Origin of the sequence: Phytobacter sp. RSE-02, from assembly GCF_040578655.1 — a bacterium.
Taxonomy (GTDB): Bacteria; Pseudomonadota; Gammaproteobacteria; order Enterobacterales; family Enterobacteriaceae; genus Phytobacter; species Phytobacter diazotrophicus.
On sequence record NZ_JBEULY010000008.1, the window covers coordinates 142,904 to 159,528 of the forward strand.

The following is a 16,625-nucleotide window of genomic DNA, read 5'->3' on the forward strand; positions in this document are numbered from 1 at the left end:
TCCGGGTATCTGACATACAGAGTCTGAATATCCCGTCAGTAAGGGTTATATCCGGATATCCAGCCATTGCTGAATATCCGGACCGGTAAGAGGCCGGGAATAATAATACCCCTGGACCTGATCACAACCGTACTGTCTGAGCATCTCCAGGGTATCCTCATCCTCCACACCTTCGGCCAGGACCAGATAATCCAGTTGCTTCAGCATAATAATGATATTGCGAACGATGATTTGCGAGGCGATGCTGGTTGACAGCTCGCGGATAAGGATCCGGTCAATTTTGATAACATCCAGCGCCATCTGTTTCAGGTAGCTGATGTTGCTGTATCCGGTGCCGAAGTCATCGAGGGAGATACTGAATCCCCGTAGTTTCAGCATTTCCAGTCCCCTCAGGGCGGCCGGACTTGCGATAATTCTCTCTGTTTCAAGGCATTCAATTCCGAGCAGGGAGCGGGGCAGTCCGGCTTTGATCATCCTGTCCTCGAGACGGTCGGCAAAATCTTGCCGGGCAAAATCCTTCTCACTCACATTCACCGTCACCGGGAGACGGTGCCGCACCGGGAGCTGTGTTAACCAGTCGATGGTGGCATCAATGACCCACTGTGTCAGTCCCGGCAGAAGGCTTGTCTGCTCTGCCAGGGGGATAAACATCGCCGGGGACAGTTCTCCTCGCAGGGGATGATGCCAGCGGATGAGCGCCTCCAGTCCGACGGGCTTCCCGGTGCGCAGACAGACTTTGGGCTGATACACCAGATACAGGTCCCTGTTATGGCGCAGGGCAACTGCCAGGTCATTCATCAGGGTGAAGTCACCGGTCCGTCGGGTATCCGCTCCCGATTCAAAACGCATAGCGGATTTACCACTGCTGATGGCCTCATGAAGGGCGCTGACGGCCTGGCGCAATATCTCCTGCGGGGCGTGCTGACCCGGTATAAACAAGGTCTCACCGGTGCAGGGCATCAGATCCACCGAGACGTTGTCGCCGAGGTCTGCGCTCATCCCCTGCAACCCGGCAGCCACCGTCCAGGCATCCCGGAGGTCATCAGCCTGAACCAGGAAGGCAAAACGCCCGGTGGCAACGGTATAGACCCGTTCGTTCTGCTGGGGCTGCAACTGACTGATAACAAGGGCTGTTATGTCCCGGAGGAGAGTTTCCACCGGGGTCATCCCCATTGAACGCGCCAGTTCATAAGCCCGGGGCATGTCTATACCGTCAATCAGTATCAGCCGCCGATCATGGGTATCGCCTGTGCGGCTCATCTCCTGTAAATCATGTATCAGTCGCTGACGGTTGGGAAGGCCCGTCACCGGATCGGTAAAGCCTGCAAAATGCCAGCTTTCCAGGAATTTCATCACCAGCCCGGCCATGGTCGTAAGCGTGGCCTGCTGTGCCTGTGTAAAAGTGTGCGGAACCGTATCAGTGACACAGAATGAGCCCGGAATATTCCCCTCACTGTCCACAAGCGGAACGCCGGCATAAAAACGGATAAAAGGCGTCCCGGTCACCAGTGGGTGGTCGGCAAAGTGTTCATCAGCCCGGGTGTCAGCGATGATCAGAGGAAGGCCACTGTCCACCACATGGCGACAGAGGGCCTCATTTCGCGGGGTTTTTTGCAGATCAAAATTCACAGCAGCACGGATATACTGATAGTTATCATCCAGAATGGAAACAAAGCAGCCGGGTATGCCCAGCAACTGACCGGCAAGCGTAACAAATTGCTCGAGCACCGCGTCCCGGGTTTCATCCGCCGTCGCCAGCATCTTAATCTCGTCCAGTGCATTACCGTTGTTCAGGATCATAAAAATCTCCACGCACGCTGCTCAGCCACACCTACCCGGCAGCCGCTTACGACCAGAAGCGGCTATTATTGCATGAGGAATAACCGATTAAAGTCAGCCCGTCCAGTAAATGCGCGCAAAATCAGTCAGTTTGATGTTGTATGAGCATTTATATTAAATTCTCATTATTTCTAAAAGAAACTATTTAATGATGAGCCGTTTCCTTTTGCCAAAATTACTGCCAGAATAACAAATAAAGTCGCGCAAAATTAATTAATGCGCTATTTAATTGGCTCTATAGCCAGGACGAACCTGATAATGAAAACACTTAAAAATTTTACCATCCGACGTGTGGTTCTCTGGATCCTTCTCACCGCTTTGGCTCTGGTGACAGCCACTGGCGGTTACGCTGCGTTCATTGTGCGTGACATGAACAGACATGCAGAGCAGAGCGCCACACGGGCACAACAGGCTATTTTCCTGACACACGCAGTCCTCATCCTGCAGCAGGGAAGTGAGGCCGAAAAACGGGCACTCAGGAGCGATCTGGCTGATGACGCAGAATGGGCTCCATTATCACGGGTTTTATCCGGTACCCCCGCCGACTGGGTTCCGGTAGTCAATGACCGGCTTTCAGATTTGCGACAGCAAGTTATGGATAAGCGCTTGCGTGTCACCACTGACCGTACCCGTCTTGATGTGGCACTGATAGCCGCATTATTGGCTGCCTGTATGCTGGTGATATTTTGTGACTGCTATCTTGTGTTACATCTGGTTCGGCCCGTCGCCGATATCCGTGCGCATTTCCGGATAATTGCTGAGGGCAACCTGACTATCGAACCTGAAGACCAGGGCCGCAACTGCGTCGGACAGATGGTGCCTCTGGTGCGCGAAATGCAACGCAGCCTCCTCGGGACAGTCCGTGCGATTAGCCAAAATACCGATGCTCTTTATCGCGAGGCAAGTGAAATTGCGGAAGGAAACACCGACCTTGCGGATCGCACCACCCAGCAGGCTGCAGCCCTGGAGCAGACGGCGGCCAGTATGGAAGAGCTGACATCAACAGTGAGCCACAATGCAGAAAATGCCCGGATGGCCCGCGACCTGTCAGTCATTACCGCTGAAAGAACAGATAAAGCCGGTATCCTGGTCGAAAACCTGTCCGGCACCATGATCCGCATTGCTGAAGGCTCGGAGCAAATCCGGCAGTTCACCTCCACTATCAACAGTATTGCCTTCCAGACCAATATTCTTGCGCTTAATGCAGCAGTCGAAGCTGCGCGCGCTGGTGAACAGGGGCGAGGGTTTGCTGTGGTGGCTACAGAAGTGCGTTCCCTTGCACAGCGCAGTGCTGCAGCGGCACGCGAAATCGAAACGCTGATAAAGTTCGCGCTCACTTCCGTCCATGAAGGCAGCGATATGGTGCATGCTGTCGGCAGTGCCATGGCTGAGGTAAAACATAATGTCGCCAGCGTCAACGGGCTTATAGGTGAAATCGCCCTGGCCTCTGATGAACAGAGCAAGGGCATTTCACAGGTTACTCTCGCCGTTGCTGAACTGGACAGGGTCACGCAGCAAAATGCCTCTCTGGTGCAGCAGGTGTCCGCGTCAGCAGGAAATCTTCATGGCAGAACAGAAACCCTGCGTGGCGTGGTCAGTCGCTTTACCCTCCCGGTATCTGAGGGTAATGAAACGCTGACTGTCGGCCAGGTGGGCACCGACGAAGCTGCAACAGGCGTGTCTATACGCCCCCTCAGTCACTCCCTGGGCGGGGGGCTTAATGCAAAAGCATGAGCTTCATTAATCGGGACACGGGCATAAGGACGGGGGATATTACCTGTTCGTATCTGTAAGTATCGGGAAGGAATCTTTTATAATATTTGTCTGCCTTTTATCTGGCAGTAGTGATGTCGTTGCTGCCAGTTTTTTTGCATGAAAACATTGACCACATGGAATATGCCACGCCCTGATTAACAGGGTTATTTTTGAAACGGCACTGGCTTATCTTTTTGTCGGCTCGTTTTCAGAGAGGGGGCACGGATGTACCATCAGGAGCAGCAAATAATGAAATGCGCAAATACCCCCCGAGAGCTTCTGCTGTTAGTCACCCGAACTGACCCGGGTGGAAAGCAGAGACCCTGAAGAACCTCCGGAATTTATCAGTGCCGCTGCCCAGACAGAAAGCTGAAATGCCCACATAAGACTCTGTCAGTTAATAACAGTGTCAGGACAATTACTAACACACTTACCAACCGTTTCTGTGGATAATTTTTGTTCGACTCTAACGGGCCAGTTTCCAGCGCCAGAGTGCATTTTTAAGCAACCATTAGGTACCGGAGGTGTACAGGCACAGGTGTATTTCATTTTCGGTATCCGTTTGAGGTTGAACCGCCACGGCTTCGGCAGACATCATTTTAGTGGCCAGTAATGACCATTAATGATAAGACGCAACTTCCGCTTTTCGCTCATAACGGACTGCCAGATTTGATTTTACTCTGCAAGAGAAAGCTGTCAGATCAAGTCCAGGCTAGTACACCTGATAACCGCATAAATTTTCATTTCTCCGGTATGAGTTAAATACTGACCATCTTATGAACTGATCGCACCCTGAGTGGGTTAATCACTCAGGGAGTCTTCATGATGATCCGACCTTTATGCTGCCTTGCAGCCCTTGTAATGACCTCCAGTGCACTTGCCGGTGCCGTTGTTTATACCGACAGTGCTCATCCCCTTCCCACCGGTACTGATATTCCCGTTGTTTATCTCGATGCGCCTGAACGTGTTCAGGCGCAGCTGTTTGGCCAGCTCTCCGCCGATCCGGCGCAGGCTGAGCGGGATGCCCGGGCTGTACTCTCTTCAGCGAACTTCAGGCAGGCAGAACAACAACTGACGGATGCCTACGGCGGGGTCACCCGCGCCTGGTCACTGGGACTGGAAAAATACCCGGCAGTGGTCTTTGACGACCAGTATGTGGTCTACGGTACGACGGATGTGGCACTGGCTGAGCAGCGCCTGAAAGCCTGGCAGGAGGGACAGCGATGAAACATCGCCGCCATGGATACCGGCCCCGGCTGCGCCGGCTGGGATTTGCTACCCTCCTGGTCTGCTCCGGTACGATGGCCAGTGTCAACACGGCCAGCCTTCTCTCCAGCGCCGCGAGCACCGACTGCATCAGCTGGCGTATCAGCGGGATTTGCTACTGGCTACTGTGCACCCCCTTCGGTTGCAGCGTAAAAACGTCCGTCAAAGTCACCCACTACATTCCTGAAGCTGTCGTCTCTGCTTACATGAATGCCGGCGATAACCCCTGGACGGAAATGTCTGCCGTCAGCAGCACTGCCGGAGGGGCTGAAAGTTCCCTGCTTGGCTCGATGGTCGGGACCGACGTCGGCGGCGGGAGACAGGAGATGAAAGCGGCCGGTCAGCGCAAACAGAATTTGCATTTTTACTACGGGGATGCGTATGGCCACCCGGCGACCCGGTTAATTGGTGGCATGGTGCCAGGATATTCCTGCGACAGTGCGGCCACTCCGTTTGTCCCGTATTTTTCCAGTGCGCTCGATGCTCTGGTCTGGCGTACAGGCGTGCCTGAAACGCTCTATCCGGAAGCGCTTGTGCCGGGGTCCCGAGAGCTGGGCAGCACATCTTCCGGCAATATGTGGGGCAACATTTACCCGCGCAGCGGCTTTGTCACCCAGACGGACAGTTACAAGTCTGCCGCAATAGTGGTGCAGCGTGTGGCCGACATCATTACCCGTCGCGGGCAGCTGCATGTCTATAACCCGCTGGTCGGCAATGCCTCTCCGGGATACTGGCCACCTGAGCCGGTGAAAGAGAACACAGGGACGGCCAACCATAAATGGCAACGACTCTCCCCGCAGCTCTCACAAAGTTGCGCCATTTTTCCTGACACGAACGGGCAGATAGCCGAAGACGGCAATTATGCCTGGGCGCTCTGGCAGCCCTACAGCTGTTGCAAGCGCCGCGGCCAGACCTTCCTTTACAGCACCAATTTCTCCTGAGGCTACTGCAGATGAACCAGCAACTGACTCTTCGTGCGCTCATGACGGGCGCATTCATTTTTGCTTTCTCGATGCCGGCTCTGGCTGTTGAGACGAACGTGTCATCTTCCGGTGTGTCCGCAAGTGGTGCGATAAACGACGGCTTGTTTTATTCCATCGGTGGCGGAACGGTGATCTCACCGCCTGCCAGCCGCAACCGTATGACCCGTATCGGGCTTGACGGGAGCTTGAGCAGCGACCTGATGTGCGGGAATTTCGATATCAAGACAACGGTCGGGAACCAGCTCAATGGCGTAACCAGTGGGTTTAAAGACCTGATGGGCAATGTGATGCAGGGGGCCACGGGCGCCGTCATGAGCATGCCGGCAATGGCGATTCAGCGCGCCAACCCCGGGTTGTATGAAATGCTGACCAACGGCGTACTGCAGGCGGGCCTGAGTTTCGACAAAGCCCTCCTGAACTGCCAGAACATGTCCAAAAAAATGGCTGACTATACGATGGGCAGCAAGTGGCAGCAGGCGGCCGTCAGTGAAGAGTACAAAGACATTGTTTCCTCCAGTGGCGGGGATGCGGTTTCCAGTGACCAGAAACTGCAGAAAGCCACCGGAGAAGAGGGTGTGACCTGGGTCGGAGGGCAGAAGCGGGGCGGGAAGGGCCAGCAGGCCATACAACCCACCCGAGACCTGGCAAAAGCCGGCTACAACATGATGAATAATCTGCCCGTCACCAGTAATTCCAGTGTGGGTTCCGCGAGCTGCACAGGGACGGCCTGTCAGCGGTATAAAACCTCGGATGAAGCGGCTGCGGCCGTAGTGAAAGTGCTCGGGGACCGTTCCATTCGTACCTGCCGTGAAACCAGCGAGTGCACCAGTGGCGGGACCGACAATCAGCCCGGCAGCGCCGTCGCCGGCACGGGTTTTTCCCCCATTCTCGATGAGGCCACACAGTCCAACCTGGAGCAGCTCGGGAAACTGGTTGGTGGGCAGTTACCGCCCACGACTGACAATCTGTCAGCGATTAAAACCGGCAGTCTGGTCGTCACTCGGGGCGTGATTCAGGCACTGCGTGATGACCCGGACCGTGCCGCACTGGTGCAGCGTCTGGCCGGAGAACTGGCGATGGCCGATACCGTGGAAGCGGCCCTGACCATGCGGCGGATGCTGACGACCGGTGAGTCGGAACCCAATGCCGCCGAACAGCCGGAAGCGCTGGCAGAGGGGGACCGCCGTATCGATTCGCTCGACAGGGAACTGGCCGCGCTGCGCAATGAAATGGAGCTGCGGAAATCCATCAGTAACAACAGTCTGCTGACGACGCTGGACCGCCAGGGGGCACGTAATCAGGATAACCAGCTGCAGCAGAAAACCGGTAATCAGGACCAGGGATTCGGCCAGATGGGTCAGACTCAGGGAGGTCAGTAAATGTCGCGCCTCTCTTTTCGTGTTCGCGCCGGTGGCCGCATTATCCTGGTGCTGATTGCCCTCGTTGTGTTTACGGCCGGTATGTTTGCCCTGGCCTCCCTGTTCTTTGACATCGATCCGGATGGCCATCATCTGCGTGACTGGCTCCATGACAGTCGCTGGGGCTGGTTTATCTGGCGAATGGCGGTGTATGCCTGCATTGCGTATTTCTGGTTTTACCGGGTCCGGCCGTTGCTGCTGACCCGCAACCCGGAGGTACGCTCACGGTTGCTACGGACCGAACTCATCGTGTCCTCATTCATTCTGTTTATGGAAATTGTTGCCTGGAAAGGTGTGGCATGAGGAGCCGGCTATGACTGCGAACAGTTTTCTGGAGTATTTTCTCGTCCTCTTCGGCTGGGTCATGAATAACGCCTTGTGGAATATTCTGACCAGTACCGGACTTTTTGCTCTGCCTCTGGTGTTCAAAATCGCCGGTGTCTGGCTGAAGGTACGTGAAGAAGGGGCCGATGAGGGGAATAAAGGGTTGCTGGCGCTGCCGCGCATCGAGCATGTGATTTACATGTCGTATTGCGTGATGCTGTTCTGCTGTATACCGTTGCTGCCGGTCGATATCAGCACCATCAAGTTTGATACGTCCCGGTCAAAACAGTGCGGGGTTAGCGTGCCGTCGCCACAGAACTCGGGATACAAAGGCCTGGTGAATGATTTTGACGGGCAAACGGCGCAGGTGCCCATCTGGTGGTACCCGTATTGAACGTATTTACCTGCAGTCAGGTATTGGTGCGCAGAAGTGGGAAAACATCTCTTACGTTGCAAAACAGCAGATCATACACCTGATGGCGTTGCACTACGCCGACTGGTTTGGTGTCGCAGGGGACAACGGAGTATTCGATCCTCAGGAGCGCTGGGAATATCTCGGTGTTCTGCCGGAATCCACCTGTCCCTGTGACATGTTGATTGTGATAGCATCCCGTCTAACCACTGAGCTGAACAGCACCGGTGGTTTATTCCGTGGGATACCGACGACAGCAGAACTGTACATGCAATTGTTCGGTACGGAGTATCCGGCTGGACATCAGGTGCGCTGGAGCCGGGAAAGCGTCAACACCCTGGTTCTGACGTTCACATCCCCCTGGTACCCGCCGTCAGGTGAGGTGATGGGGGAGCTATGAGAAAGAGGACATGCAACGTATGGCGCAGCTGTTGGCCCACGTTGTAAACGGACTGGAGTATTCACCCGGAGATTTCCTGGGCAATATCTTCATGCATCTCGATTTGGGTGACAAATACCGTGGTCAGTTTTTTACAGCTTATGGACCCATGTTAACTGTTAGATCTTTTTAAGTTTATCAATATCAATATGTTATGTTGATGCCTTTAACTAATTATTTGTGCTTGCTAAACATGCATGCCTCTTTATATGAAAAAGATCTTTACTGGGGACAGTTTGGATATCGAAAATTATTGTACGTTAAGGTCAAAAATCGACCTTAATGGAAAATAAAAAAACAACTCAGGATATTGTTATTTGTTGATTTATCACCGTCAGCGGGGACTTTTTTCAGCAATATTCTTAAGTGAATAACGTGCTGGAGTCGTACCTGTATGCTGTCGAAAAAACGTGATGAACGCACTGTCGCTGACAAATTCCAGCTGTTGCGCCACATAGCTTAACTGCCATCCGTCACACAACATTTCCATTGCCTTTAGCAGCCTCCACTGCTGCCGCCAGTTCTGATAATTCATTCCGGTATCTCTGATAAAGACCCGGCTTATCGTGCGCTCAGATGCACCAACCTGTTGGGCTAACTGGCCAAGGCGTGGGGGTAATTCGCCCATACGTACTCTATCCAGCCATAAGTTCAGGCGAGTGTCTGAGGGGAGCTGTAATGTCCAGTTTTCTCTGCGTGCAGTCTGTATTTCTTCACAAAAAACGGTAATGAGACTGGCCTGTTGCTCTGCCAGCATTCCCCATGGCCAGAATGCCATACGTTCTATGACTTCAAAAAACAGGGGATTAACCTCGACTATTTGCAGTGGCAGTAGAGATAACGGCAGCGTGGTTGAAAAGTAGAGGGAACGATAGGCCAGCACACCACGCATCATGGCGCGATGTATTGTTCCTGCAGGGATCCAGGCTGCACGGCGGGGTGGAAGCTGGCACAGGGTTTGTTCCAGTTCAATCGTGATGCTACCCGACGCTGAAAAGAGCAGCTGATGACGAAGGTGACTGTGTTGTCCTGAATCGTGTACACCTAAATCGGACGCAATTCCGATTACCGGTTCACTAAAACTATCCGGATCGAAACTATCGTCGGGGCTAATTTTCATTATTTGTCTGATATTTGGCATTTAAAGTCCTTGTTATTATAATAAGACATTATCGTCTCAGCAATAATGCCCTCCAGTTTTCTGTTTCTCTGGATGTTGTTATGAATAGTATTATTCGGCCTCCCCTGTGGCTGCTGACGCTGCTGATTATGTTTCCACAACTGGTGGAAACTATATACAGCCCTGCGTTGCCAGATATCGCCAGATCTTTTCAGGTAAGCAGTGAGCGTGCTGCTCAGACGCTTTCAGTCTATTTTTTCGCCTTTGCTGCCGGAGTGGCATTGTGGGGCTGGCTGAGTGATTGGTTCGGACGACGTCCGGCCATCATGGCTGGACTCATCTGTTACGGAACGGGATCTGCAATGGCAATTGTGTCTACCGATTTTAGCGTATTACTGCTGGCCCGTATGGTGGCAGCCACGGGTGCTGCCGCCGGGTCTGTTGTAGTGCAGACCATGCTGAGGGACAGTTATGAATCAACCGCACTGGCCCGCGTCTTTTCCGTCATGGGAGCTGCGCTTGCACTGAGTCCGATTTTCGGTCTGGTAAGTGGAGGCTGGCTGGTAAGTCTGTACGGCCATACCGGCGTATTTATTGCTCTGGCATCACTGGCGATAATATTGCTAATACTGGCGGCAGTTTTACTGCCGGAAACGCGGCCGGAGAACACGCTCAGAATCCGGGGGAGCGGTCTGGCGTCCCGCATGATTCGGGACGGTATGCTCTGGAAAAATGCAATACTCGTAGCCCTGCTGAATACGATGTTGTTCAGTTATTACAGCCTGGCTCCGTTTCTTTTCAGGCTGCTGGGGTGGAGTTCCAGGGCATTCGGATGGACGGGGATATTACTGGCACTTGCTTCATTCTCGGGCAGCCTCCTGAACCGGAGACTGTTAACAACCGGTATAACACCGGAACAGCTGGTACGTCATGCATGTACACTGGCTCTGCTTTCCGGTGTTGCTGCCTGGTGGTTGCAGCACTCGGCGTGGATACTTGTACCGGTAGCTGGAACTGTAATTGCCTATGGCATAGCGATACCCAACGTGTTGAGCCAGGCGCTGCACCGTTATCGCGAACAGACCGGAGCTGCGGGAGCATTGTTCGGCTTGAGCTATTACTTGTTACTGGGAATGATGCTGGGGCTCGCCGGCATGGTGCAGCAATTGGGACTGGTTCTGACAATCTGTGCGGCTATGTCTCTTTTGTGCAGTGTGTCACGTGGGTGAACCGACAGGCGGAAGCGCCTGTAATGCAAAGCTCCGGCGTCGTGGATATATTCAGTGAGACACGACGACACGTTTTATCTACAGGGAACGGAAATCAGTGGTGCAAAATGTTGCTTATAGGCTATCTGTAGGGCACTGGTATAATGATGTCCTCATCTTTTCATTATGAGGTATCCAACATCAGTGTGTCGTTTTTGCCAAAAAAGGAACGTGACCTGCTCCCCGTTGATTAATACACCGCGATGTTAGTAATGTCTTCATAAGTCACATGAGGACATCCCCATGAAGAAACTTTTTTCCGACGAACAGATCATCAGTATCCTCCGCGAGGCTGAAGCCGGGGTTTCTGCCCGTGAGCTCTGCCGTAAGCACGCCATTTCCGACGCCACCTTTTACACCTGGCGTAAGAAGTATGGCGGTATGGAGGTGCACGAGGTTAAGCGCCTGAAGTCGCTTGAGGAAGAGAACGTCAGGCTCAAGAAGCTGCTTGCCGAAGCCATGCTGGATAAGGAGGCGCTTCAGGTGGCTCTTGGGAGAAAGTACTGACGACAGGCCAGAAGCGGGAAGCCGTGGTGTTGATGTGTGATGCGACCGGTCTGTCGCAACGTCGTGCCTGCCGGCTTACAGGTTTGTCCCTGTCGACCTGCCGTTATGATGCTCAGCGTCCGGCTGCTGATGCACATTTATCAGGGCGTATTACTGAGCTGGCGCTTGAACGCAGACGTTTTGGTTATCGGCGCATCTGGCAGTTGCTGCGTAGGGAGGGCCTTCACGTCAATCACAAGCGGGTATACCGTATTTACCACCTTAATGGACTGAGCGTAAAACGCAGACGACGCCGTAAAGGGCTGGCAACCGAACGGTTTCCGCTTCTGCGCCCGGATGCGCCGAACCTGACATGGTCGATGGATTTCGTTATGGACGCACTGGCCAACGGTCGAAGGATCAAGTGCCTGACCTGTGTGGATGATTTCACGAAGGAGTGTCTGACGATCACCGCTGCTTTCGGTATTTCAGGCGGTCAGGTCACGCGTATTCTGGACAGCATCGAGCTGTTTAGGGGCTATCCGGCGACAATAAGAACCGATCAGGGCCCGGAATTTACCTGTCGCGCGCTCGATCAATGGGCCTTTGAGCATGGTGTGGAACTACGGCTTATCCAGCCAGGTAAGCCAACGCAGAACGGATTTATTGAGAGTTTTAACGGACGTTTTCGCGATGAGTGTCTGAATGAATACTGGTTCAGCGATATTCTTCATGCCCGGAAAACGATTAATGACTGGCGGCAGGATTATAACGAGTGTCGTCCCTATTCATCACTGGATTACCAGACACCAGCTGAATTCGCTACGGACTGGCGAAACAGGAAATATGAAGAAAAACCAACCGATATTACTAACTGAAGGTTGTATCTAATCCCGGGGGCAGGTCAGTATGCCTCAATCATCCCGGTCCACAGATAATCCCCGGACAGCCCACAACCGTGTGGCCTTTACTACAGTGTTGACGAGCTGACGGAAACGGATCAAACAAATGCACAATCCAGTGGCCAGTTTTAGTTGACCACTTTAGTACGCAGAGTGCGGAGCTGAAAAACCGTAACGGGAAAACGTTTCCCATTCTGCCGGGTATGGTGGCGGATGTGGAGATCAAGACCGGGCAAAAATCGGTACTGGATTATCTGATCAAGCCCCTGAATAAACTGAATGAAGCGCTGAGGGAACGATAAAGTTTGACAAACGCTTTCGACGTCTTTCCTGCCTATGTTACATAGTTACCATCATAATTATTCTGAGGAGATTCTGTCAGTAACTTGGTTTGATATCATCATAACAGTAGATGATAGCTGTTTTTTTAATTTTTTTTATTATGACAATACTGTCAAAAGTCGATATGGCGTTACTTTCTATTAATTCGAGGTTTTATTTTTGAAAATAAAAAAAGATGTGTCGAAAAATCAATCACCCCCACCTTTGGTGATAAATAAAGTGTATTAAAAACATATTTTTTACTTATTTATCACTATGCGTAATACAGGTTAAACCTTTTGCATTCTCAGCCGATAAAAGAATTCATTATAACTGCACTGGAGAACGAAAGTGTTTAATCGCATAAAGGTTGTTAATGCAATCATATTTATTTTATTCCTGTTGGGTGGAGTACAACTCCTTTCCGGCTGGCTTTCACTTCGTGGAATATTTGCGGATAAAGAAAGTTTCCAGTCATCGCTGAATGTCAGTAATCGACTTAAAAGTATCACCGATGCATGGACAGGGCTTAACCAGACTCGCATCGCCCTTAATCGCAGCATGCTGCGTCTGCAAATGAACGGAAATACCTTGTCAAACACTGACTCCCTGAACGACATCGTGAAAGATGGGCGGCAACAACTTAGCCGCTCCAGAAATGATTTTCAGCTTTTTAACGCTCAGCCTGTCAGTTCAGGAACCGACTTGAGCAGTCTGGATGCATTGAAAAAGAATTTTATAGCCTATGCCGATATTCTTGATAAAGCGCTAACTCTGGCTGAGCAGAGAAAACTGGACGATATACTACAACTCAGAATTCAGACTTATCAGGTATACATGCAGGACAGTTATAACCGCTGGAGAATTTCGTATGAGGAGGTTAGCCTCAGAGGGATTAGTGAAAACCAGAAAACCTTCTCGGCGATGCTGTGGACAATGGGTGCAGTGACCCTGCTGGTGATTACTATGATTGTACTCAGTTGGATCGGATTACGGAAGATGCTCATTACACCACTATGGAGCAATATACGACATATCAGTGCAATCGCCGAGGGGGACCTGACGCATACAGTGAAGGTGGAAGGAAATAATGAGATGGCGCAACTGGCAAAAAGTATTCTCTTGATGCAGCAATCGCTTATCAAAACTGTAGGAGGTGTAAGGCAGGGATCAGATTCCATCTATACTGGTGCAGGGGAAATTGCCTCAGGCAGCCATGATCTGTCTTCACGTACAGAACAGCAAGCTGCGGCACTGGAAGAAACCGCGTCCAGCATGGAACAATTAACAGCGACAGTTAGGCTTAATGCGGACAATGCACGCCAGGCCGCGCAGCTTGCCGTCGATGCATCAGACAAGGCATCTAAGGGGGGGGCGGTCGTCAATCAGGTAGTGAGTACAATGGATGATATCGCCGGTAGTTCAGAGGAGATTGCTGCCATCATTAATGTTATCGACAGCATTGCCTTTCAGACCAATATTCTTGCTCTGAACGCGGCCGTAGAAGCAGCCAGAGCAGGGGAGCAGGGGCGTGGATTTGCAGTAGTAGCCGGTGAGGTTCGCACTCTCGCCCAGCGAAGCGCGCTTGCTGCTAAAGATATCAAACTCCTGATTGAAAAATCGGTCAGTCGTGTAGAAAGTGGTTCAGCACTGGTACAACATGCGGGAGAATCGATGTCTGATATCGTTAGTGCGGTCACTCGCGTGACAGATATCATGGCAGAAATTGCGGCTGCTTCGGATGAACAGAGCCGGGGGATTGAGCTGGTCGGCATTGCTGTGCATGAAATGGATAGCGTTACTCAGCAAAACGCATCACTTGTAGAAGAATCAGCAACTGCAGCTGCGGCACTGGAAGAACAGGCAAGGCTGCTTCAACAGTCTGTTTCTGTATTTAACCTTAGAGAAAATAGGCTGGCGGTTTAATAAATAGGCCGAGTTTCCGGCGACAGACGGTCGAAGTGGCGACAGCTACACCGAAAAATACCGGAAACGCGGCTGAAAGAGTTTAACCATGCAGTATGTTGGCGTAACCCTTTTTGCTGATCGTGGCCATTGGGTCGCGACTATCACTCCCCACTCCAGATAATCAAGCCTTGTAATCATTACTTCTGAGCACTACGCACGTATGCGCTCTACATAAAATATGTGCATATCCAGTGTTAACACTACTGCAGCTTGGTCTGAATTCAGTATGCACATATCTGGCAAGGCAGGCTTCAGACGCGCGGCGGCATTTGTTCGGATAACCGAACAAATCATTGGCTCTTTTTCGGATATCCGGATTCCTGGATATCGTCATCGATTTTAATTACCTATATATCAATACCTTAATAAAAACAAAAAAGTGGCACGATCAGTGCAGTAACACAGGTGTGATGAAAGATTCATCCATATACAACATTTTTTGGAGAACTGAATATGACTGTGTTGCAGAATTCAATCCTGAAAGGGGTCGAATTATTGAAAAATCCAGGACTGAATAAAGGCACTGCTTTTACCCAATCAGAGCGCCGCAGTTATCGATTAGAAGGGCTGCTGCCTTCAAACGTTGAAACGCTGGGATTGCAGGTTCAACGTGCGTTATTACATGTGGATCAAAAAGCAAATGACCTTGAGCGATATAGCTATCTACAGGATCTGGAAGAACGCAATGAAGTGGTGTTTTATAAAACCATCATGTCAGATCCCAAGCGCTTCATCCCTGTTCTCTATGATCCGGTAGTTGCGGACGCATGTCTGAAATTCGGGCACATTTACCGCCGCCCACGCGGAATGTATATTACTCATCATATGCAGGGACGAATTGCTGAAATATTACGTAACTGGCCAGTAAAAGATGTGCGCTTTATCTGTGTCACCACCGGTGGACGTATTCTGGGACTGGGCGACATCGGTGCCAACGGTATGGGGATTCCGATTGGTAAACTGCAACTCTACACAGCGTGTGCCGGTGTTCCGCCTGAATGTCTCCTGCCAGTATTGTTCGATATCGGTACTACGAATCAGGAGCTGCTGAACGATCCGATGTATCTCGGCTTACACGAAGAACCGATCTGCACGAGTAAGCTTGATGAACTGACCGAAGAGTTTGTCCAGGCGGTGCAGGAAGTCTTTCCGGAATGTTGCATTCATTTTGAGGACTGGAAGGGTACCGATGCTATTCGCTATCTCGACCGCTATAAAGAAAGGGTGCTCTGTTACAACGATGATATTCAGGGAACGGCAAGTATCGCATTGGCTGGTATTTCCGCAGCACTGAATATCACCGGCGGAAAATTAGCAGATCAGCGAATTCTTTTCCTCGGTGCAGGCTCTGCCGGACTGGGTATCGCCAAACTGATTGTCAAAGAGATGGTTTCAGAGGGATTGGGCGAGAGAGAGGCAGTTAATCATATACGCTTAATGGACATCAATGGACTCATCAACCAGAGACGCCAGGATCTGAGCGCTGCACAAATGCGCTATGCACATGATGAACCCTCAACCACAGACCTGGTTGAAATGATTGAACGCTTCAAACCTACTATTTTGTTTGGTGTCAGCACTAAAGCCGGTGCATTTACCCAGCCGGTCATTGAGACAATGAGTCATCTGAATGAACGCCCAATCATATTTGCGATTTCCAATCCAACCAGCAAGGTTGAATGTACTGCAGAACAGGCATATCGGTGGTCGAAAGGAAAAGCCTTGTTTGCAGCTGGCGTACAATTCCCAGAATTCACTTTGAATGGAAAAACATTCCATCCGGGTCAGGCGAACAATTTTTACATCTATCCTGCAATAGGCCTCGCAACCTATGCAGCCCGCCCCAAGCGTCTGACCGACGAGTGCTTTATTGTGGCAGCCCACGCCACTGCAGATCAGATTAACCCTGAAATGCGGGAAAAAGGGATGCTCTATCCAGATCAGGACAACATTCTAGCCACTGAGGTGAAAACCGCTGCCCGTGTGGCCGAATATCTGTTTGACTCAGGATTAGCTCAGGTAGAACGTCCCGATAACATCCCGCATTGGATAGAGTCTCTGCTCTACAAACCAGAATACTAATTTTTATCACGATCTTTCCCCGGAGTAGGCAAACTCCGGGGG

Annotated in this window: 11 protein-coding genes and 4 pseudogenes; 13 read left to right on the top strand and 2 right to left on the bottom strand. The window is 51.5% G+C overall.

The annotated features are described in order from the left end of the window. Positions 1 to 45: 45 nt before the first annotated feature. On the bottom strand, positions 46 to 1,800 hold the full coding sequence (locus ABU190_RS17610; protein ID WP_354691986.1) for a GGDEF and EAL domain-containing protein: 1,755 nt from the start codon (positions 1,798 to 1,800) through the stop codon (positions 46 to 48). 297 nt (positions 1,801 to 2,097) lie between these two features. Between ABU190_RS17610 and ABU190_RS17615 the strand changes: the two genes are divergently transcribed. The 8 genes and pseudogenes from ABU190_RS17615 to ABU190_RS17650 form a co-directional block, all read left to right on the top strand. Beyond that, positions 2,098 to 3,573: a methyl-accepting chemotaxis protein gene (locus tag ABU190_RS17615; protein WP_354691987.1), complete on the top strand. Its 1,476-nt coding sequence runs from the start codon at positions 2,098 to 2,100 to the stop codon at positions 3,571 to 3,573. A gap of 846 nt (positions 3,574 to 4,419) precedes the next feature. Continuing rightward, positions 4,420 to 4,821, top strand: coding sequence for a TIGR03757 family integrating conjugative element protein (locus tag ABU190_RS17620; RefSeq protein WP_354692055.1), 402 nt, complete (start codon positions 4,420 to 4,422; stop codon positions 4,819 to 4,821). Then, the gene (locus ABU190_RS17625) at positions 4,818 to 5,801 is read left to right on the top strand and encodes a TIGR03756 family integrating conjugative element protein (protein WP_354691988.1); all 984 of its coding nucleotides are present in this window, start codon (positions 4,818 to 4,820) and stop codon (positions 5,799 to 5,801) included. The genes ABU190_RS17620 and ABU190_RS17625 overlap by 4 nt, the downstream gene beginning before the upstream one ends. Before the next feature lie 11 nt (positions 5,802 to 5,812). Next, entirely contained in the window at positions 5,813 to 7,222 is a 1,410-nt protein-coding gene (locus tag ABU190_RS17630) for an integrating conjugative element protein (protein ID WP_354691989.1), read from the top strand. After that, positions 7,223 to 7,564 carry a hypothetical protein gene (locus ABU190_RS17635; protein ID WP_354691990.1) on the top strand — a complete coding sequence of 114 codons (342 nt, stop codon included), beginning with the start codon at positions 7,223 to 7,225 and terminating at the stop codon, positions 7,562 to 7,564. Between the two features lie 10 nt (positions 7,565 to 7,574). Next, positions 7,575 to 7,970: pseudogene (locus tag ABU190_RS17640) on the top strand (conjugal transfer protein TraG N-terminal domain-containing protein); the annotation flags it as partial. 1 nt (position 7,971) lies between these two features. Then, positions 7,972 to 8,394: pseudogene (locus tag ABU190_RS17645) on the top strand (DUF1281 domain-containing protein); the annotation flags it as partial. Continuing rightward, positions 8,393 to 8,539 (top strand): annotated as a pseudogene (locus ABU190_RS17650) (SAM-dependent DNA methyltransferase); the annotation flags it as partial. The pseudogenes ABU190_RS17645 and ABU190_RS17650, both read left to right, overlap by 2 nt. Before the next feature lie 231 nt (positions 8,540 to 8,770). On the opposite strand, the gene ABU190_RS17655 reads toward ABU190_RS17650, so the two are convergent. Beyond that, a complete protein-coding gene (locus ABU190_RS17655; RefSeq protein ID WP_354692056.1) occupies positions 8,771 to 9,556 on the bottom strand; it encodes a helix-turn-helix transcriptional regulator in 786 nt (261 codons plus the stop codon). 101 nt (positions 9,557 to 9,657) lie between these two features. Between ABU190_RS17655 and ABU190_RS17660 the strand changes: the two genes are divergently transcribed. From ABU190_RS17660 to ABU190_RS17680, 5 genes and pseudogenes are all read left to right on the top strand, one after another. Continuing rightward, entirely contained in the window at positions 9,658 to 10,785 is a 1,128-nt protein-coding gene (locus ABU190_RS17660; protein WP_354691991.1) for a multidrug effflux MFS transporter, read from the top strand. Positions 10,786 to 11,067: 282 nt separating this feature from the next. Next, positions 11,068 to 12,188, top strand: a protein-coding gene (locus ABU190_RS17665) for an IS3 family transposase (protein WP_354691992.1) whose coding sequence is annotated in 2 segments (ribosomal slippage) — positions 11,068 to 11,326 and positions 11,326 to 12,188 — 1,122 coding nt in all. Because the reading frame shifts where the segments join, the coding sequence is not laid out codon by codon here. Between the two features lie 170 nt (positions 12,189 to 12,358). After that, positions 12,359 to 12,514 (top strand): annotated as a pseudogene (locus tag ABU190_RS17670) (secretion protein HlyD); the annotation flags it as partial. 370 nt (positions 12,515 to 12,884) lie between these two features. Further along, the gene (locus ABU190_RS17675) at positions 12,885 to 14,459 is read left to right on the top strand and encodes a methyl-accepting chemotaxis protein (protein WP_354691993.1); all 1,575 of its coding nucleotides are present in this window, start codon (positions 12,885 to 12,887) and stop codon (positions 14,457 to 14,459) included. Positions 14,460 to 14,954: 495 nt separating this feature from the next. Beyond that, positions 14,955 to 16,583 carry an NAD-dependent malic enzyme gene (locus ABU190_RS17680; protein ID WP_354691994.1) on the top strand — a complete coding sequence of 543 codons (1,629 nt, stop codon included), beginning with the start codon at positions 14,955 to 14,957 and terminating at the stop codon, positions 16,581 to 16,583. The last annotated feature ends 42 nt before the right edge of the window (positions 16,584 to 16,625 follow it).